Here is a 17681-nt window from a genome sequence, read left to right on the forward strand (position 1 = left end):
GAACGACCCATGCAAGGCTGAAGCGTTCAGGCCCGCTCGTCCTTGGGCGAGCCCATGACGACATGAGTGGTGATGGTGGCGATCTGCGGGAAGGCGCCCAGCACCTCGGTGTGGAAGCGGCGATAGGCGTCCAGGTCGCGCACCTCGACCCGCAGCAGGTATTCGACCGAGCCGGTGATATTGTGGCATTCGCGGACCTGCGGCGCGGCGAGGCAGGCGCGCTCGAAAGCCTGCTGGGCCTCGTTGGAATGGCGGGCAAGGCCCACGGTGACATAGGCGGTGAAGCCCGCCGCGCGGGCGGCGGGGGCGATGACGGCGCGGTAGCCCTGGATGGCGCCGCGGCGTTCCAGATCCTGCACCCGGCGCAGGCAGGCCGAAGGCGACAGCCCGACCTCGGCGGCGAGCTGCTGATTCGGCATGCGGCCGTTCCGCGCCAGGATGCGCAAGATCCGCGCGGATACCTGGTCCATATCGAAGTCTGATTGTCTTTTTTCTGCCATTACTCGCAAATCAGGCCGAAAATTGCATGACTGTCACAATATCATTGCGGGATCTTCAGGGAAATCCGCAATGTCGCATCCGATCCTTCTGGCGCTGGTCGCCTTTGCCTTCGTCACCTCGGTCACGCCCGGGCCCAACAATCTGATGCTGATGACCTCGGGGGCGAATTTCGGCATCCGCCGCGGCGTCCCGCATCTGCTGGGCGTAGCGCTGGGGTTCGGCGCCATGGTGGCGCTGCTGGGACTGGGCGTCGACCGGCTGATCGCCGGCGCGCCGCGTCTGGCCGAGGCGATGAAATGGGTCAGCATGGGCTATGTTCTGTGGCTGGCCTGGAAGATCGCCCATGCCGCGGCGCCGGGGACGGAAGGCGCGGCGGCGGCGCGGCCGATGGGCTTTTGGGCCGCCTGCGCCTTTCAATGGGTCAATCCCAAGGCCTGGATGATGGCGCTGGGGGCGCTTTCGGCCTATTCCGCCGGGGTCGGCGGCACGCTGGTGGTGGCGCTGGTCTTCACGCTGGTGAACCTGCCCTCGGTCGCGCTTTGGGTGGCGATGGGGCAGGGGCTGCGCGGCGTGCTGTCCCAGCCTGCGCGGCTGCGGCTGTTCAACCGGGTCATGGCGCTGCTGCTGGTCGGCTCGATGCTGCCGGTGGTCACCGGGCACTGACCGCGACCAGTGCCGCCACGCCGGCGACGATCAGCGCCATGCCGGCCAGTTGGCGCGGACGGACACCCTCGCGGAACACCCGGCCCGAGACGAGCTGCGCCATCACCACCTCGACCAGGGCCAGGGTGCGGACATTGGCCGCCGCGGTCAGCGCGAAGCCCAGGAACCAGAACAGCGAGGCAAGCGCCCCCAAGGCGCCCGCGCCGAGCGAGCCGCGCCAGTGCCGGGCGATGCCGGCCAGCGCCGGGCGGTCCAGCGCGCCCAGCCAGGCCAGCATGATCGCGCTTTGCAGGGCCAGGCTGAGGACCAGCACGGTTGCCGCGCGAACCGGCTCGGTACCGAAGGGCAAGGCGAGGATCGCCCCGCGAAAGCCGATGGCCGAGAGGCCGAACAGCGCCCCGGCGGCGATGCCGAGCCCGGCGGCGCGCCAGTTGCCGCGCCGCCAGTCTGCACCCGACATCAGCACCACGCCCAGCGTCGCCGTGGCGATCGCCGCCATGCGGGCGGGGCCCAGCGGCTCGGCCAGGATCAGCGCGCCGATCAGCGCCAGCGTCACCGGCTCGGTCTTGATCAGCGCCGTGGTGACGCCGAAGCCGCGGCTTTCCATGGTCAGCAGCATCAGCGCGGTGGCGGCGATCTGCGAGGCGGCCCCCAGCGCCGTCCAGCCCAGCACCGCGGCGTCGGGCCCGGGCAGCGGCGCCAGTGCCGCCATGCCCGCCAGCACCAGCGCCGCGAAGGGCAGGCCGAACAGGAAGCGCACCGCGGTGGCGCCCATGGTGCCCAGCTCGGCGGTCAGCCGCCGCTGCGCCGCATTGCGCCCGGTCTGGGCCGCGGCGGCGATCAGCGTGGCGAGGATCCAGCCCAAGGCTTGCCCGTCAGCCGCGGATCGCGGCCAGCATCCGCGCGACGTTTTCGGGGTCGGCCTCGGGGGTGATGCCATGGCCGAGGTTGAAGATATGCGGGCCCTGCGAGAAGGCCTGCACGATCCGGCGCGTTTCGGAGACGAGCTCATCGCCGCCGCTGACCAGCAGGCGCGGATCCAGATTGCCCTGCACGCAGCCATCCTTCTGTACCTCGGCCGCCGCCCAGCCGGCGCCGACGGAATTGTCCAGCGCTACGCAATCGGCGCCGGTGGCGCGGGCGAAGCCGGCATAGCGCGGCCCGGCCTCGCGCGGGAAGGCGATCACCGGGACGCCGGGGTGGCGAGCCTTGAGCGCGGCGATGATCCGGCGCGCGGGCTCGACGGCGAAATCGTCGAAGTCGCGGCCCTTGAGCGAGCCGGCCCAGCTGTCGAACAGCTTCACCACCTCGGCCCCGGCCTCGATCTGGGCCGAGAGATAGTCGATGGTTGCCTCGGCGATGCGGTCGATCAGCGCGGCGAATGCGGCGCGGTCCTCGGCCTTGAAGCCATGCGCCGGAGCCTGGTCGGGGGTGCCGCGGCCCGCCACCATGTAGGTGGCGACGGTCCAGGGCGCGCCGGCAAAGCCGATCAGCGTGGTTTCCCGCGGCAGTTCGCGCGCCAGGATCCGCACTGTTTCATAGACCGGGGACAGCGTCTCGTGGATCGCCTCGGTTGGCTTCAGCTGCGCCACTTCGGCGGCGCTGGTCACGGTCGAGAGCCGCGGTCCCTCGCCGGTCACGAACCACAGGTCGAGCCCCAGCGCCTGGGGCAGCAGCAGGATGTCGGCGAACAGGATCGCCGCGTCGAAACCGTAGCGGCGGATCGGCTGCAGCGTCACCTCGGCCGCCAGGTCCGGCGTGTAGCACAGCGACAAAAAGTCGCCTGCCCGGGCGCGGGTGGCGCGGTATTCCGGCAGGTAGCGGCCGGCCTGGCGCATCATCCAGACGGGCGGAACGGGCAAACGCTCGCCCTTCAGCGCGCGCAGGATGGTTTTTTCGGACATGGTTCACCTCTTGCGGCCCTTCATGGCGCGCATGGCCCCGTTGTCAAGGCCGAGGGGGGGCGCTAAGCCGTTTGCCATGACCCAGATGCCCGACTCTCAGACAGGCCCCCAGAACCCCATCCGCATCGGCACCCGTGGCTCGGCGCTGGCGCTGGCGCAGGCGCATGAGACCCGCGACCGGCTGATGGCCGCGCATCGCTTGCCGCCCGAGGCCTTCGAGATCGTGGTGATCAAGACCACCGGCGACCGGGTGCTGGACCGGCCGCTGAAGGAGATCGGCGGCAAGGGCCTGTTCACCCGCGAGATCGAGGATGCACTGCTGGCGCAGGACATCGACATCGCCGTGCATTCGATGAAGGACATGCCGACGATCCAGCCCGAGGGTCTGCTGATCGACTGCCACCTGCCGCGCGAGGATGTGCGCGACGCCTTCGTCAGCGCGCGGTTCTCGGCGATTTCCGAGCTGCCGCAAGGCGCTGTCGTCGGTTCCTCGAGCCTGCGGCGGCGGGCGCAGCTGGCGGCACGGCGGCCCGACCTGAATCTCGTCGAGTTTCGGGGAAACGTCCAGACGCGGTTGAAAAAGCTGGAAGATGGTGTGGCCGTGGCGACCTTTCTGGCCATGGCCGGGCTGACGCGGCTGGGCATGCTGCATGTCGCGCGCGGCGCGGTCGATCCCGACGAGATGCTGCCCGCCGTGGCGCAGGGTTGCATCGGGGTCGAGCGGCGCGCCGATGACGCGCGGGTCGCGGCGCTGCTGGCGGCGATCTCGGACCGGGACAGCGCGCTGCGGGTCGCGGCCGAGCGCGCCTTCCTCGCCCGGCTCGACGGCTCCTGCCAGACGCCCATCGCCGGGCTGGCGGAATTGCAGGGCGACCGACTGCGGCTGCGCGGCGAGATCCTGCGCCCCGACGGCAGCGAGGTGATCGCGGGTGAGCGCGTCGGTCCGGCCTCGGACGGCGCGGCCATGGGCACCGACCTGGCCGAGGAGTTGCGCGGCCGGGCGCCGGCCGATTTCTTCGACTGGTCCTAGGCCAGCAGCAGCGCCGCAAGGCCCAGGCCCAGCAGCGCCATGGCGCGGCGATAAAGCCGCAGCCCGGCCATGAGGTCGGGCGCCTGCGGGTCGCGGGCATTTCCGTTCAGCCAGGGCTCGGGCGTCTCGATGCCGTGATAGCGGCGCGGGCCGGACAGGCGCACGTCCAGCGCGCCGGCCATGGCGGCCTCGGGCCAGCCGGCATTGGGCGAGCGGTGGCGGCGGGCGTCGCGCCGGATCACCCTTGCCGCGCGTCCCCCGGCCGGGGCGGCGGCCATCAGGAACAGCAGCGCCGTCAGTCGAGAGGCCGGCAGGTTCACCAGGTCGTCCAGCCGCGCGGCGACGCGGCCGAACAGCGCATGGTGTGGGCTCATGTGGCCGATCATCGAATCGAGCGTGTTGATCGCCTTGTAGGCGGCGATCCCCGGCAATCCCGCCACCGCCGCCCAGAACAGGGGCGCGACCACGCCGTCGGATGTGTTCTCGGCCAGGCTTTCCAGCGCGGCGCGGGCGATGGGCTCGGGCCGGTCGTCCAGGTCGCGGCCGACGATCATCGCCACCGCCGCTTTCGCCGCCGGAACATCCCCGGCGGCCAAGGGCCGCGCCACCGCGGCGACATGGTCGTGCAGCGAGCGGGTGGCGACCAGCGGCCAGGCCAGCACGCCCAGCAGGACGGGGCCAAAGGCCAGCGGCGCCAGCGCCCAGGTCAGCAGCAGCGCCGGCAGCAGCGCCGCGGCGACCGTCACCCCCACCGCCAGCGCGCCGCGGGCGATGCGATGCCCGCCCCGGTTCCAGCGCGCATCCAGCGCCGCGATCAGCCGCCCGATCCAGACCACCGGATGCGCAATGCGGCGATAAAGCGCCTCGGGCCAGCCGATCAGCGCATCGACCAGCAGCGCCACCAGCGCAATGGTCAGCGTGTCCTGCGACAGGATCATGGCGCGACCGGGCGCGCGACCTGGGGCGCGACCCGGTTGACGGCCTCGACCGCCCAGCCGGCGGGGCTGCGCGACAGGATGGTCAGCGACAGCGGCGCCACGGAAAAGGACAGCGCCGCCGGCCCGACCGCCAGCGCCAGCGCCGCCCGCACCGTGCCGGCATGGGCGACGATGGCCACCGTGCCGCGCGCCCGGTCCAGGAGCGGCTGCACCCGCGCCGCCATGTCGAGGAAGCTTTCGCCGCCGGGTGGGCGCTGGCGTGCCAATTGCTCGGGCGGCAGCGGGCCGAGGTCGGGGACAATCGCGCCGGGCTCTTCCCATGCGCCGAAATCCTGCTCCCACAAATCGGCGTGCCATTCCGGGGCCAGCCCCAGGGCCGCGCAGGTCTGGCGGCAGCGCAGGGCGGGACTGGACCAATGCGTCCCGGCCCCATCCAGCGCCGTCCGCGCCCAGTCGAGCGCCGCGCCGTCGCTGCAATCCGCCTCGACATCGCGGCGCCCTGCAAGCCCCGGCCGGGCCAGCGGCGCGTGGCGCAGGATCAGCAGCCGCGCGGCGGCATCGGGAAGCGGGCTCATCGGGCATCCTTGCGGCTAGGCGCGGCAGGAATGGCGCGCGGCGGCAGGCTTGTCAACGCGGCCCTGCCGGGCACAAGATCGCCCTGAGCCGCCGAGAACGGGCTTGACGCAGGCCCCGCCTCGGCGGCATAAACCAGTTAAATGAACACTCGTTCAATAAATGGAGGAGATGGCCGATGTTCACCGCGGGAATGCAGTTCGACCTGGGCGAGGACGTGAACGCCCTGCGCGACACCGTCCATCGCTGGGCGCAGGAGCGGGTGAAGCCCATCGCGGCCGAGGTGGACCGCAGCAACGCCTTTCCGAACGAGCTGTGGCGCGAGATGGGCGATCTGGGCCTTCTGGGCATCACCGTGCCCGAGGCGTTCGGCGGCAGCGGCATGGGCTATCTGGCGCATGTCATCGCCACCGAGGAGATCGCCCGCGCCTCGGCCTCGGTCAGCCTGTCCTATGGCGCGCATTCCAACCTTTGCGTGAACCAGATCAAGCTGAACGGCAGCGACGCGCAGCGGGCGAAATACCTGCCCGACCTGTGCAGCGGCAAGGCGGTCGGCGCGCTGGCCATGTCTGAGGAAGGCGCGGGCAGCGACGTGGTGGGCATGAAGCTGCGGGCCGAAAAGAAGAACGACCGCTATGTGCTGAACGGCAACAAATACTGGATCACCAACGCACCCGACGCCCATACGCTGGTGGTCTATGCCAAGACCGACCCCGAGGCGGGCTCGAAAGGAATCACCGCCCTCATCGTCGAGCGCGGCATGAAGGGCTTCTCGACCAGCCCGCATTTCGACAAGCTGGGCATGCGCGGCTCGAATACCGGCGAGCTGATCTTTCAGGATTGCGAGGTGCCCTTCGAGAACGTGCTGGGCGAGGAGGGCAAGGGCGTGCGGGTGCTGATGTCCGGCCTCGATTATGAGCGGCTGGTGCTGTCGGGCATCGGCACCGGCATCATGGCCGCCTGCCTCGACGAGGTCATGCCCTATGTCAAGGAACGCAAGCAGTTCGGCCAGCCCATCGGTTCGTTCCAGCTGATGCAGGGCAAGATCGCCGACATGTATGTGGCGCTGAACACGGCGCGGGCCTATGTCTACGAGGTGGCGCGCGCCTGCGACGCCGGCAAGGTCACGCGACAGGACGCGGCGGGCGCGGTGCTTTACGCCAGCGAACAGGCCATGGTTCAGGCGCATCAAGCCGTGCAGGCGCTGGGGGGCGCGGGCTTCCTGAACGATTCGGTGGTCAGCCGGCTGTTCCGCGACGCTAAGCTGATGGAGATCGGCGCCGGAACTTCGGAAATCCGCCGCATGTTGATCGGGCGTCAGCTGATGGAGATCGCCTGATGCGCCTGCTTGTCCTGTCCCTGCTTCTGGCCGCCGGCCCGGCGCTGGCCCAGAACGGCCCGCGATACGATGCCGATGGTTTCGCGAAATGCATCGCGGATGCGGAAACCGATGCCAGCGCCGCGCCGGGGCTGCGAAGCTGCATCGGCCAGGCCTCGACGCAATGCCTGGCGACGCCGGGCGGCGAGACCACCGTGGGCATGGTGGAATGCCTGGGCCATGAGGCGAAGGATTGGGACACGCTGCTGAACGGCTATTACGAGCGGGCGCTGAAAGCCGCCAAGGCGGCGGATGTGGAGTTGGCCGAGCTCGGCTCGGCCGCCGAGCCCGCGGCCCCGGCCCTGCAGCAGGCGCAGCGCCACTGGATCGCCTTCCGCGATGCCTCCTGCCGCTATGAGAGCCTGCGCTATCAGGGCGGCACGCTGGGCGGCCCGGCGGCGCAGGATTGCGTGCTGCGCCTGACGGCCGAACAGGCCCTGCGGCTGCGCGACATCGCGGAGGGGATGGAATGAAGCGCCTGGCCGGATGCGCGCTGGCCCTGCTGCTGGCGGCGCCCTGCCTTGCCGGTGATGCCTCGGGCTTCGATCACGCCGCCATCGACCGATGCCTTGCCGATGCCTCGACCCAGGGCGCCCGCGCCGATTGCGCCGGGACCGGCATGGAGTCCTGCCTCGACTACGCACGCGGCAAATATGGCGGCAACGACCCGGATTTCCCGCTGGCCAACTGCCTCGACGCCTCGCATCAGGCCTGGGAGGCGAAGCTGACCGGGGTCTACCAGGCGGCGCTGGAGGATAGCGACCAGCCAGAGCCGCTGCGCCGGGTCGAACGCAGCTGGATCGCCTTTCGCGAGGCCCTTTGCGACCGGGCTGGGGAAACGGGCGGCGATCTGGCCCGCGCCCGCTGCATGCGGGACGAAACGGCGCGGCAGGCGGCGCTGCTGATGGCGCTGGGGGCCGGGGAATGAGCCGGCCCCGGGGAAAGGGGTGCCCCGTCGCGGAACGCCCCGGCGGCAGCCTAGAACTTCATCACATAGCTGATGCCGACCACAACCGGATCGACCTCGACCTCGCCGATCTTGGCGCCGTTCAGCTCGACATCCGAATCGATGTCGATCCAGCGCAGGTCGGCACGGATCGCTGCCCGGTCGTTGATCCAGTAATCGCCGCCCAGATGCGCGGCCAGGCCGACGCTGTTCTTGACCCGCAGGTCGGAACCGGCCAGCGGCCCCTTGGCCTCGCCGTCCCAGAAGCCGGTGAAGTTCACGCCCAGGCCGACGAAGGGCTTGAACTGCGGCGTGGCGTCGAAATGGTATTGCAGCGACACGACCGGCGGCAGGTGCTTCACCGTGCCGATCTCGGTGCCGTTCGATCGGATCGAGTGCTTGAAGGGCAGGGCACCCAGCACCTCGACGCCCAGGTTGTCGCGGATGAAATATTCGAAGGTGATGGTCGGGCGGGTATTGTCGCCGATGTCGGTAGGCACGGTGCCGCCGGCCAGGACGCCATTGTCGGATTTCGGGTTCACATTGGCGATGCCGAAGCCCAGGGTCCATTCCCCCTGCGATTGTGCCAGCGCGGGCGAGGCAAGCGCGGCGAGCGCCGCGGCAAGGGCAAGCTTCTGTCTCATGGCGATCCTCTCTTCTTGTCGCATGCCCGCTCATGCCGCCCCGGCCGCGATCGCGGCGTTGATCTGGATCAAGAATTTCCCCTCCGGGCCCTGACTGCGTCAAACTGGCGCATGGCCCCGGCGCCACGACCGAAAGGATGACGTGATGAAACTCGGCACCTCGGCCCTGCCGTCCTCGGAGACCTTCCGCGCCAATCGCGCGGCGCATCTCGCCATGCTGGACACCGTGCGCGAGGCGGCGCTGGCCGCGGCGGCCGGTGGCGGGCCCAAGGCGGTCGAGCGCCATGTGGCGCGCGGCAAGATGCCGCCGCGCGAACGGGTGGCGAACCTGCTCGACCCCGGCTCGCCCTTCCTCGAGATCGGCGCCACGGCGGCGCATGGCATGTATGATGGCGCCGCGCCCTGCGCGGGCGTGATCGCCGGCCTCGGCCGGGTGCATGGGCAAGAGGTGATGGTGGTGGCCAACGACGCCACGGTCAAGGGCGGCACCTATTACCCGATGACGGTGAAAAAGCACCTGCGCGCCCAGGAAATCGCCGAGGAATGCCGGCTGCCCTGCATCTACCTGGTCGATTCCGGCGGCGCCAACCTGCCCAACCAGGACGAGGTCTTTCCCGACCGCGACCATTTCGGCCGCATCTTCTACAACCAGGCGCGCATGTCGGCCAAGGGCATCGCGCAGATCGCCGTGGTCATGGGCAGCTGCACGGCGGGCGGCGCCTATGTGCCGGCCATGTCCGACGTCACCATCATCGTCCGCAACCAGGGCACGATCTTCCTGGCCGGCCCGCCGCTGGTCCGGGCCGCAACCGGCGAGGTGGTCTCGGCCGAGGATCTCGGCGGCGGCGACGTCCACACCCGCCTGTCCGGCGTTGCCGACTACCTGGCCGAGGACGACGCCCATGCCCTCGCCCTGGCCCGGCGCAGCATCGGCAATCTGAACCGCCGGCTGCCCCAGACCGTGCAATGGCAATCGCCCGAGCCCCCAGCCCACGACCCCGAGGAGATCCTGGGCGTCGTCCCTGCCGACCTGAAGATCCCCTATGACATCCGCGAGGTGATCGCCCGCGTCGTGGACGGCTCGCGCTTCGACGAGTTCAAGCCCCGCTTCGGCGAGACGCTGGTGACCGGCTTCGCGCATCTGGAAGGCTGCCCCATCGGCATCGTCGCCAATAACGGCGTGATCTTCTCGGAAGCCGCGCAGAAGGGCGCGCATTTCATCGAGCTCTGCTCGATGCGGGGCATCCCGCTGGTCTTCCTGCAGAACGTCACCGGCTTCATGGTCGGCCGCAAATACGAGAACGAGGGCATCGCCCGGCACGGCGCCAAGATGGTGACGGCGGTGGCGACGACCTCGGTCCCCAAGATCACCATGCTGGTCGGCGGCAGCTTCGGCGCCGGCAATTACGGCATGGCCGGCCGCGCCTACGGGCCGCGCTTCCTCTGGACCTGGCCCAATTCCCGCATCTCGGTGATGGGCGGCGAGCAGGCGGCCGGCGTGCTCGCCACCGTGCGCCGCGAGGGGATCGAGCGCCAGGGCGGCAGCTGGAGCGCCGAGGAGGAGGCCGAGTTCAAGCGCCCCACCATCGAGATGTTCGAGCGCCAGTCGCATCCGCTCTACGCCTCGGCCCGGCTTTGGGACGACGGCATCATCGACCCGCGCAAGACCCGCGACATCCTCGCCCTCAGCCTGCGCGCCAGCCTCAACGCGCCGATCAAGCCGACCCGCTTCGGCATCTTCCGGATGTGACGGCGATGGAGCGGCCCCGCCTCACCACCCTGCAAGGCGACATCACCCGGCTCGCCATGGACGCCATCGTCAACGCCGCCAATCGCAGCCTGCTGGGCGGCGGCGGGGTGGACGGCGCCATCCACCGCGCCGCCGGCCCCGGACTGCTGGAGGAATGCCGCGCGCTCGGCGGCTGCCCGACCGGCGAGGCCCGCATCACCCGCGGCTATGCCCTGCCGGCCCGCTACGTCATCCACGCCGTCGGCCCGGTCTGGCGGGGCGGCGGGGCGGAGGAGGACGCGCTGCTCGCCGGCGCCTATCGCCACAGCCTGCAGCTCGCCCAGGCCCATGACCTGGCCCGCATCGCCTTCCCGGCGATCTCGACCGGCATCTACGGCTTTCCGGCCGAACGCGCCGCCCGGATCGCCGTCGCCACCATCCTCGCCCATGGCGCCGGCCTCGAAGTCACGCTGGTCGGCTTCGACGCCGCCGGCCACGCCACGCTGCGCCGGGCGGTCGAGGAGGCCCGGCGATGATTTCTTCGTTCGTCAAATACTCCACGGGGGTCCGGGGGTGTGAAACCCCCGGCGCCTCGCCTGCCACAAGAGGTGCCGGATGTTCCAGAAGATCCTGATCGCCAACCGGGGCGAGATCGCCTGCCGGGTCATCGACACCGCCCGCAAGCTGGGGGTGCGGACCGTCGCGGTCTGGTCCGAGGCCGACCGCGCCGCCCGCCATGTCGCCCTGGCCGACGAGGCGGTCCCCATCGGCGGCCCGGCGCCCAGGGACAGCTACCTGCGCGGCGATGCCATCATCCGCGCCGCGCGCGATACCGGCGCCCAGGCGATCCATCCCGGCTACGGCTTTCTCAGCGAGAACCCGGATTTCGTCGATGCGGTGACGGCGGCCGGCCTGACCTTCATCGGCCCCTCGGCCGAGGCGATCCGCAAGATGGGCCTCAAGGACGCCGCCAAGGCACTGATGGCCGAAGCCGGCGTCCCGGTCGTCCCCGGCTATCACGGCGAGAACCAGGAGGCCGCCCACCTGCAGGCCCAGGCCGATGCCATCGGCTATCCGGTGCTGATCAAGGCGGTGGCCGGCGGCGGCGGCAAGGGCATGCGGCTGGTGGAACGCAGCAGCGACTTCCCCGCCGCCCTGCAATCCGCGCAGGGCGAGGCCGCCACCGCCTTCGGCAACCCCGCGGTGCTGATCGAGAAATACATCTCCAGGCCGCGCCATATCGAGGTGCAGGTCTTCGGCGACGGCCGCCAGGCGGTCCACCTCTTCGAGCGCGACTGCTCGCTGCAGCGCCGCCACCAGAAGGTGATCGAGGAAGCCCCGGCCCCCGGCATGACCCCCGAGATGCGCGCCGCCATGGGCGCGGCCGCTGTGCGCGCCGCCGAGGCCATCGGCTATGCCGGCGCCGGCACGGTGGAATTCATCGTCGACGGCTCGCGCGGCCTTTCCCCGGACGGGTTCTGGTTCATGGAGATGAACACCCGCCTGCAGGTCGAGCATCCGGTGACCGAACTGATCACCGGAATCGACCTGGTCGAATGGCAGCTGCGCGTCGCCAGCGGAGAGCCGCTGCCGGCGCGGCAGGAGGACCTGGCGATCACCGGCCATGCCTTCGAGGCCCGGCTCTATGCCGAGGACGTGCCGGCGGGCTTCCTGCCCGCCACTGGCCGGCTGGCGCATCTGCGCTTTCCCGACCATGCCCGGATCGAGACTGGGGTGCGGCCCGGCGACAGCATCAGCCCCTGGTATGACCCGATGATCGCCAAGATCGTCACCCATGGCGCCACCCGCGCCATCGCCCTGCGGGCCTTGGAGGCGGCGCTGGTCGATACCGAGGTGGCGGGCTCGGTCACCAATGTCGATTTCCTCATCGCCCTGACCCGGCACGAGGCCTTCGGCAAGGGCGAGGTCGATACCGGGTTGATCGCCCGCGACCTGCAGGCGCTGGTCGCCGCAGCCGAGCCCGATCCGCGGGCGAAGGCGCTGGCGGTCCTCGGCCTTGCCGGGCTCGACGATCCGACCATTCGCGGCGGCATCACCCTCTGGCAGCCGCTGCGCCGCACCATCGCCTGGGAGGGCGGCGAGGCGGTGCTGGAAGTCCTCGGCCCCGGCGCCGCCCGCGTCACGTTGGACGGCAGCACGCATGAGATCGGCTACGAGGGCGGGCGCTGGTGGGTGGACGGCAGCCCGCGCCGCTCGCGCATCGTCAACCACGCGGCGGGAACCAGCGTCTTCGGCGGCCGCTCGCTGACGCTGACGCCGCTCGACCCGCTGGCCCGCGGCGGCGAGGAAGCGGGCGGCGGCATGACGCTGTCGCCCATGCCGGGCCTGGTCAAGGCGATCTTCGTCGAACCGGGGCAGGAGGTGGCGGCCGGCGCGCCTCTGGCGATTCTCGAGGCGATGAAGATGGAGCACACGCTGACCGCCGCCCGCGACGGCCGCGTGGGCGAGGTCTTCGCCCGGGCCGGCGATCAGGTCGAGGCCGGCGCCGCGCTGATCCGGCTCGAGGAGGAGGAGGCATGATCCTGCACCATGTCCCCGGCTCGCGCTCGATGCGGGTGCTGTGGCTGATCGAGGAGCTGGGCCTCGATTGCCAACTGCGCCTGTGGTCTCTGACCGATGGCAGCCTGCGCAGCGCCGAATTTCGCGCGCTTTCGCCCGCCGGCCGCATCCCGGCGCTGGAGATCGACGGCCGCCCCATCTTCGAATCCGGCGCCATCCTGCAATACCTGACCGAGCGCGAGGGCCGGCTGGCCCCGGAACCCGGCGCGCCCGAACGCGCCGATTTCCTGGAATGGCTGCATTTCGCCGAGACCCAGGCCTGCATCCTGCAGGCCCTGAACATCCATCACATCTTCCTGCGGCCCGAAAGCGCCCGCTCGATCCCGCTGATGCGGCTCGACACCCGGCGGCTGGCCGTCACCGCCCGGACGCTGGACGATCACCTGGCCGGGCGCCAGACGCTGCTGTCCGTGTTTTCGGCGGCCGATTGCATGCTGGGCTTCAATATCGAGGCGGTGTTCCGCTTCCTGCCCGCCGCCGACTATCCGGCGCTGGCCGCCTATCGCGACCGGATGACGGCGCGTCCCGCCTATCGCCGCGCCCTGGCCCGTGCCGGCGGCGATGCCATCTATGAGCGCGATTTCTACGAGGTGCCCGATGCCTGAGACGGTCGAGATCTTCGAGGTCGGCCCGCGCGACGGGCTGCAGAACGAAAAGCGCCTGATACCGGCGGCGGAAAAGGTGGCGCTGGTCGACCTGCTGTCGCAGGCCGGCTTCCGGCGCATCGAGGTGACCAGCTTCGTGCCGCCGAAATGGGTGCCGCAGATGGCCGACGCGGCCGAGGTCATGGCCGGCATCGCCCACCGCCCCGGCATCCGTTACGCGGTGCTGACCCCGAACCTGCGCGGCTACCAGGCGGCGCGCGCCGCCGGCGCCGACGAGGTGGCGATCTTCGCCTCGGCCTCGGAGGGCTTCTCGCGCGCCAACCTGAACGCGACCATCGCCGAAAGCCTGGAGCGCTTCGCCCCGGTGGCCGAGGCGGCGCGCGCCGACGGCATTCCGCTGCGCGGCTATGTCTCGGTGGTGACCGACTGCCCCTTCGACGGGCCGGTGCCGCCCGCCAGCGTCGCCCGCGTCGCGGCGGCGCTGCGCGACATGGGCTGCTACGAGATCAGCCTGGGCGACACCATCGGCCAGGCCCGGCCCGAGACCATCGACGCCATGCTGGCCGCCGTGCTGCAGGAACTGCCGCCCGAAAACCTGGCCGGCCATTACCACGACACCGCCGGCCGGGCGCTGCAGAACATCGACGCGAGCCTGGCGCGGGGCCTGCGGGTCTTCGACGCCGCCGTCGGAGGCCTGGGCGGCTGTCCCTATGCGCCGGGCGCCGCCGGCAATGTCGCCACCGAAAGGGTCGCCGCGCATCTGGCGGCGGCGGGATATGACACCGGCCTCGACATGGCGGTGATCGACCGCGCCGCCGCCATGGCCCGAGGCATGAGAGGAGCGCCGTGATGGATACCATCCGCATCGAGACCGACGCCCGCGGCGTCGCGCATCTGTGGCTGGCGCGCGCGGACAAGCACAACGCGCTGTCGGCGCAGATGATCCGCGAACTGACCGAGGCCGCCGGGCGGCTGGGCGCCGATCCGGCCGTGCGCGTGGTGGTGCTGGCGGCTGAGGGGCGCAGCTTCTGCGCCGGCGGCGATCTCGGCTGGATGCAGGAGCAGATGCGCGCCGATGCCGCGACCCGCCGCGAGGGCGCCCGCGAACTGGCGATGATGCTGAACGCGCTGAACACGCTGCCGAAGCCCCTGATCGGCCGGGTGCAGGGCAATGCCTTCGGCGGCGGCGTCGGCCTGATCGCGGTCTGCGACCTGGCCATCGCCGTGCCCGAGGCGCGCTTCGGCCTGACCGAAACCCGGCTCGGCCTGATCCCCGCCACCATCGGCCCCTATGTTCTGGCGCGGATGGACGAGGACAAGGCGCGGCGCGTCTTCATGTCCGCCCGCCTCTTCGGCGCCGAGGAGGCGATGCGGCTGAACCTGCTGGCGGGCCTGGCCGATGCCGGGACGCTGGACGCCGCCATCGAGGCCGAGGCCGTGCCCTATCTCTCCTGCGCGCCCGGTGCGGTGGCGGCGGCCAAGCGCCTGGCCCGCCGCCTCGGCCCGCCCATCGGCGCGGCCGAGATCGAGGCCAGCATCCAGGCCCTGGTCGATGTCTGGGAGGGCGACGAGGCCCCCGAGGGCATCGCCGCCTTCTTCGACAAGCGCAAGCCGCGCTGGCAGACCGGCTGAGGCGCGGCCCGGCCGCTTCTTCGTTGCCCCAATACCCGTGCCGGGCGCACCTGCGGAACCGAGGCTGCAATCCTTGGCCCGGCAGGTCCGCGCCGCGCCGGCGGGCCTGCCGCATTCGGGTATTTGGGAAACGGAAAGCCGGGTGTCGGAGCCCCTCCGTCCAGCCTTGCGCCTTGTGCATGTCAGGACTTCGTGGGCGTGGCTTGGCGACATATGGTCGCATCTGTTAACGCTATCGGGCCTTGCTTCCCCCTATATGCCAGCCCGGAAGGTGCCGCCATGCCGCCGCAGCCCAATCTCAAGCTTGCCATCCTTGCCCTTGGCCTGGGCGCCTTTGCCATCGGCACCTCGGAATTCGCCGCCATGGGGCTTCTGCCCTGGTATGCGCGCGACCTGGGCATCACCGAGCCGCAGGCCGGCCATGTGGTCAGCGCCTATGCGCTTGGCGTGGTGGTCGGCGCGCCGATCACCTCGATCCTGGGGGCGCGGCTGCCGCGGCGGCGCTATCTGGCGGCGCTGATCGCCGCCTATGGGGTGATGAACCTGCTGGCGGCGGTGCTGCCGGGCTATGGCACGCTGGTCTTCACCCGCTTCCTGGCCGGGCTGCCGCATGGCGGCTTCCTGGGCGTGGCGATGCTGTTCGCCGCCGACGCCCTGCCGCGCGAGCAGCGCGCCAAGGGGGTGACGCAGGTGCTGCTGGGCTTGACCGTCGCCAATATCGCCGGGGTGCCGCTGGCCGGGATGCTGGGGCAGGGCCTCGGCTGGCGCTGGGGGTTCGCGTTGCCCGGCGTGCTGGCGCTGCTGGCCGGCTGGCTGATCCTGCGCCTGGCGCCGCGGGTCGGCGCGCCCCGGGACGCCCGCCCCTTCGACGAGTTGAAGGCGCTGGGGAATCCGGCGGTGGTGCTGATCCTGCTGGTCGGGGCCATCGGTTTCGGCGGGCTGTTCGCGGTCTATTCCTTCCTGTCTGCCGCCATGCTGGCGACCACCCAGCCGCCGGCCTGGGCGGTGCCGGCAATGCTGTCGGCCTTCGGCATCGGCGGCACCCTGGGCGGGGTGATGGCCGCGCGGCTGACCATCCACTACGGCACCTGGGGCGCGGCGTTCGGGCTGATGGTGCTGATGGCGCTGGCCCAGGGCTTTGCCGCCTGTGCGGTGGGCAACTGGGGGCTGATGCTGGCTTCCTCCTTCGTGCTGGGGCTGGGCTCGGGCATGGTGGTGCCGCTGCAGACCCGGCTGATGGACGTGGCGGGCCAGGCGCAAAGCATGGCCGCGGCGATGAACCATGCCGCCTTCAACGCCGCCAATGCGCTGGGGCCCTGGCTTGCCGGGATGGCGCTGGCCGCGGGCTGGGGCTGGCGCTCGTCCGGGCTGGTGGCGGTGGCGCTGTCAGTCGCCGGGCTGCTGGCCCTGGCGCTGGCCTGGCACCAGGCCCGCCAGTCCGGGGGCGCTGTGCAGGATTACCCGGCGCGAGTGTGAGGCGAATTCCCGCCGCCAGGAGATGAAGAGCACATAGCTGGTGGCCAGGAACAGGCCCAGCGGCCCGGCCAGCCAGCCAAGCGCCCCCAGCGCGAAATAGACGCAGCGCAGGCCCGAGTTGAAGCTGCGCGCCGCGGTGATGTTGATCTCGGCCGCCTGCATGGCGGCGGGCAGGGCGCGTGGGTCCCCGGGATCGTCGGGAACCGAGGCCATCATGATCGCGCAATAGCCGAACAGCCGGTGCGACCACACGAAGCGCAGCAGCGCATTGGCCACGAAGAACAGCACCACGACGATCTTGATCTCCCATTTCAGCGCCGGGACGTGGCCCAGGTCGAACTGCCGGGCCACGCCGGCCAGCTGGTCGGTCTTGCCGATCAGCGCCAGCCCGCCGCCCACCGCGATCAGGCAGGCCGAGGCGAAGAAGGCCGTGCCCTCGCGCAGCGTGGTCAGGATGTTGCCGTCGAAGATGCGCGGGTCGCGGGTGACGAAATGCCGCATCCATTCCCGGCGGTAGTCCTTCATCAGCACCGAGACCGAGGGGCGGTGCTTCGGCGGGTGCTCGGTGATCCAGCCAATGCCCAGCCAGGCAAGGAAAAGCCAGGCCACGGCGGCAAGATCCGCCAGGGTGAAGGGACCGGGAAGGGGGGCGCTGATGTCCATGCCCGCGGTTCTATCGCCGCCGGCGGCCTGTTGCCAGCCCGTTGCGCCGATCCTACCTTGGGCGCGTAACGAGCAACCCGGAGGGAGCCATGGCCGCACCGCATGCCATTCACGAGGAATTTCCGAACGATGCCGAGCGCATTCATGCGCTGAAGGTCTCGGACCCGCATTTCGCCCGGCTGCTGGAGGAATATGACGCCATCAACGATCAGGTCTTCGGTGCGGAGAGCCGCCATACCCCGATGTCGGACGAGGCCGAGACCGAGCTGCGCAGGAAGCGCGCCGCGCTGAAGGACGAGATTGCCCGCATGCTCTCTGCGGCGGGGGCCTGAGGCGAGGGCCGCCGCGGGCGGGCCAAGGGGCGCACGCACGCGCGCGCCTTGCATCCGCCGGCGCCCCGGCCGTGCCGCCACGGCGGC

General features: G+C 70.8%; 20 protein-coding genes. 13 read left to right on the plus strand and 7 right to left on the minus strand.

What is annotated here, in order from left to right:
- Nucleotides 1-26 precede the first annotated feature (26 nt).
- Nucleotides 27-500, minus strand: coding sequence for an Lrp/AsnC family transcriptional regulator (locus I9P22_RS11305; protein WP_408635183.1), 474 nt, complete (start codon nucleotides 498-500; stop codon nucleotides 27-29).
- A gap of 70 nt (nucleotides 501-570) precedes the next feature.
- Here I9P22_RS11305 and I9P22_RS11310 point away from each other — a divergent pair, with 70 nt between their 5' ends.
- On the plus strand, nucleotides 571-1164 hold the full coding sequence (locus I9P22_RS11310) for a LysE family translocator (protein ID WP_199259581.1): 594 nt from the start codon (nucleotides 571-573) through the stop codon (nucleotides 1162-1164).
- Here I9P22_RS11310 and I9P22_RS11315 read toward each other — a convergent pair.
- The gene (locus I9P22_RS11315; RefSeq protein WP_199259582.1) at nucleotides 1151-2029 is read right to left on the minus strand and encodes an EamA family transporter; all 879 of its coding nucleotides are present in this window, start codon (nucleotides 2027-2029) and stop codon (nucleotides 1151-1153) included. The genes I9P22_RS11310 and I9P22_RS11315 overlap by 14 nt on opposite strands.
- Nucleotides 2030-2039: 10 nt before the next feature.
- Nucleotides 2040-3068 carry a uroporphyrinogen decarboxylase gene (hemE, locus tag I9P22_RS11320; RefSeq protein ID WP_199259583.1) on the minus strand — a complete coding sequence of 343 codons (1029 nt, stop codon included), beginning with the start codon at nucleotides 3066-3068 and terminating at the stop codon, nucleotides 2040-2042.
- 76 nt (nucleotides 3069-3144) lie between these two features.
- On the opposite strand from hemE, the gene hemC reads away from it, so the two are divergent.
- Nucleotides 3145-4098 (plus strand): hydroxymethylbilane synthase, encoded by a 954-nt coding sequence (gene hemC / locus I9P22_RS11325; RefSeq protein ID WP_199259584.1) that lies wholly within the window; start codon nucleotides 3145-3147, stop codon nucleotides 4096-4098.
- Here the strand turns inward: hemC and cbiB are convergent.
- Complete coding sequence (gene cbiB, locus I9P22_RS11330) at nucleotides 4095-5036, minus strand: adenosylcobinamide-phosphate synthase CbiB (protein WP_199259585.1); 942 nt, start codon at nucleotides 5034-5036, stop codon at nucleotides 4095-4097. The genes hemC and cbiB overlap by 4 nt on opposite strands.
- A complete protein-coding gene (locus I9P22_RS11335; RefSeq protein WP_199259586.1) occupies nucleotides 5033-5611 on the minus strand; it encodes a histidine phosphatase family protein in 579 nt (192 codons plus the stop codon). Before I9P22_RS11335 ends, cbiB begins: the two co-directional genes overlap by 4 nt.
- 176 nt (nucleotides 5612-5787) lie before the next feature.
- Here I9P22_RS11335 and I9P22_RS11340 point away from each other — a divergent pair, with 176 nt between their 5' ends.
- From I9P22_RS11340 to I9P22_RS11350, 3 genes are read left to right on the plus strand one after another with little or no spacing between them, the layout of a single operon-like run.
- Entirely contained in the window at nucleotides 5788-6948 is a 1161-nt protein-coding gene (locus I9P22_RS11340; RefSeq protein ID WP_199259587.1) for an isovaleryl-CoA dehydrogenase, read from the plus strand.
- Entirely contained in the window at nucleotides 6948-7460 is a 513-nt protein-coding gene (locus I9P22_RS11345; RefSeq protein ID WP_199259588.1) for a lysozyme inhibitor LprI family protein, read from the plus strand. The genes I9P22_RS11340 and I9P22_RS11345 overlap by 1 nt, the downstream gene beginning before the upstream one ends.
- On the plus strand, nucleotides 7457-7915 hold the full coding sequence (locus I9P22_RS11350) for a lysozyme inhibitor LprI family protein (RefSeq protein ID WP_199259589.1): 459 nt from the start codon (nucleotides 7457-7459) through the stop codon (nucleotides 7913-7915). Before I9P22_RS11345 ends, I9P22_RS11350 begins: the two co-directional genes overlap by 4 nt.
- A gap of 50 nt (nucleotides 7916-7965) precedes the next feature.
- Here the strand turns inward: I9P22_RS11350 and I9P22_RS11355 are convergent, their stop codons facing one another.
- On the minus strand, nucleotides 7966-8577 hold the full coding sequence (locus I9P22_RS11355; RefSeq protein ID WP_199259590.1) for an OmpW/AlkL family protein: 612 nt from the start codon (nucleotides 8575-8577) through the stop codon (nucleotides 7966-7968).
- Nucleotides 8578-8722: 145 nt separating this feature from the next.
- Here I9P22_RS11355 and I9P22_RS11360 point away from each other — a divergent pair, with 145 nt between their 5' ends.
- The 7 genes from I9P22_RS11360 (at nucleotide 8723) to I9P22_RS11390 (ending at nucleotide 16599) form a co-directional block, all read left to right on the plus strand.
- Entirely contained in the window at nucleotides 8723-10327 is a 1605-nt protein-coding gene (locus I9P22_RS11360; protein WP_199259591.1) for a carboxyl transferase domain-containing protein, read from the plus strand.
- Nucleotides 10328-10332: 5 nt separating this feature from the next.
- The gene (locus tag I9P22_RS11365; protein WP_199259592.1) at nucleotides 10333-10842 is read left to right on the plus strand and encodes an O-acetyl-ADP-ribose deacetylase; all 510 of its coding nucleotides are present in this window, start codon (nucleotides 10333-10335) and stop codon (nucleotides 10840-10842) included.
- Between the two features lie 79 nt (nucleotides 10843-10921).
- Nucleotides 10922-12847, plus strand: a complete 1926-nt coding sequence (locus I9P22_RS11370) for an ATP-binding protein (RefSeq protein ID WP_199259593.1) — start codon at nucleotides 10922-10924, stop codon at nucleotides 12845-12847.
- On the plus strand, nucleotides 12844-13491 hold the full coding sequence (locus I9P22_RS11375; RefSeq protein ID WP_199259594.1) for a glutathione S-transferase family protein: 648 nt from the start codon (nucleotides 12844-12846) through the stop codon (nucleotides 13489-13491). The genes I9P22_RS11370 and I9P22_RS11375 overlap by 4 nt, the downstream gene beginning before the upstream one ends.
- Entirely contained in the window at nucleotides 13484-14341 is an 858-nt protein-coding gene (locus tag I9P22_RS11380) for a hydroxymethylglutaryl-CoA lyase (protein ID WP_199259595.1), read from the plus strand. The genes I9P22_RS11375 and I9P22_RS11380 overlap by 8 nt, the downstream gene beginning before the upstream one ends.
- Nucleotides 14341-15123 carry a crotonase/enoyl-CoA hydratase family protein gene (locus tag I9P22_RS11385; RefSeq protein WP_199259596.1) on the plus strand — a complete coding sequence of 261 codons (783 nt, stop codon included), beginning with the start codon at nucleotides 14341-14343 and terminating at the stop codon, nucleotides 15121-15123. Before I9P22_RS11380 ends, I9P22_RS11385 begins: the two co-directional genes overlap by 1 nt.
- A gap of 279 nt (nucleotides 15124-15402) precedes the next feature.
- The gene (locus I9P22_RS11390; RefSeq protein ID WP_199259597.1) at nucleotides 15403-16599 is read left to right on the plus strand and encodes an MFS transporter; all 1197 of its coding nucleotides are present in this window, start codon (nucleotides 15403-15405) and stop codon (nucleotides 16597-16599) included.
- Here I9P22_RS11390 and I9P22_RS11395 read toward each other — a convergent pair.
- Nucleotides 16510-17262, minus strand: coding sequence for a DUF599 domain-containing protein (locus I9P22_RS11395; RefSeq protein ID WP_199259598.1), 753 nt, complete (start codon nucleotides 17260-17262; stop codon nucleotides 16510-16512). The genes I9P22_RS11390 and I9P22_RS11395 overlap by 90 nt on opposite strands.
- A gap of 89 nt (nucleotides 17263-17351) precedes the next feature.
- On the opposite strand from I9P22_RS11395, the gene I9P22_RS11400 reads away from it, so the two are divergent.
- Nucleotides 17352-17594, plus strand: a complete 243-nt coding sequence (locus tag I9P22_RS11400; RefSeq protein WP_199259599.1) for a YdcH family protein — start codon at nucleotides 17352-17354, stop codon at nucleotides 17592-17594.
- The last annotated feature ends 87 nt before the right edge of the window (nucleotides 17595-17681 follow it).

This window comes from Paracoccus binzhouensis, from assembly GCF_016446475.1.
Taxonomy (GTDB): domain Bacteria; phylum Pseudomonadota; class Alphaproteobacteria; order Rhodobacterales; family Rhodobacteraceae; genus Paracoccus; species Paracoccus binzhouensis.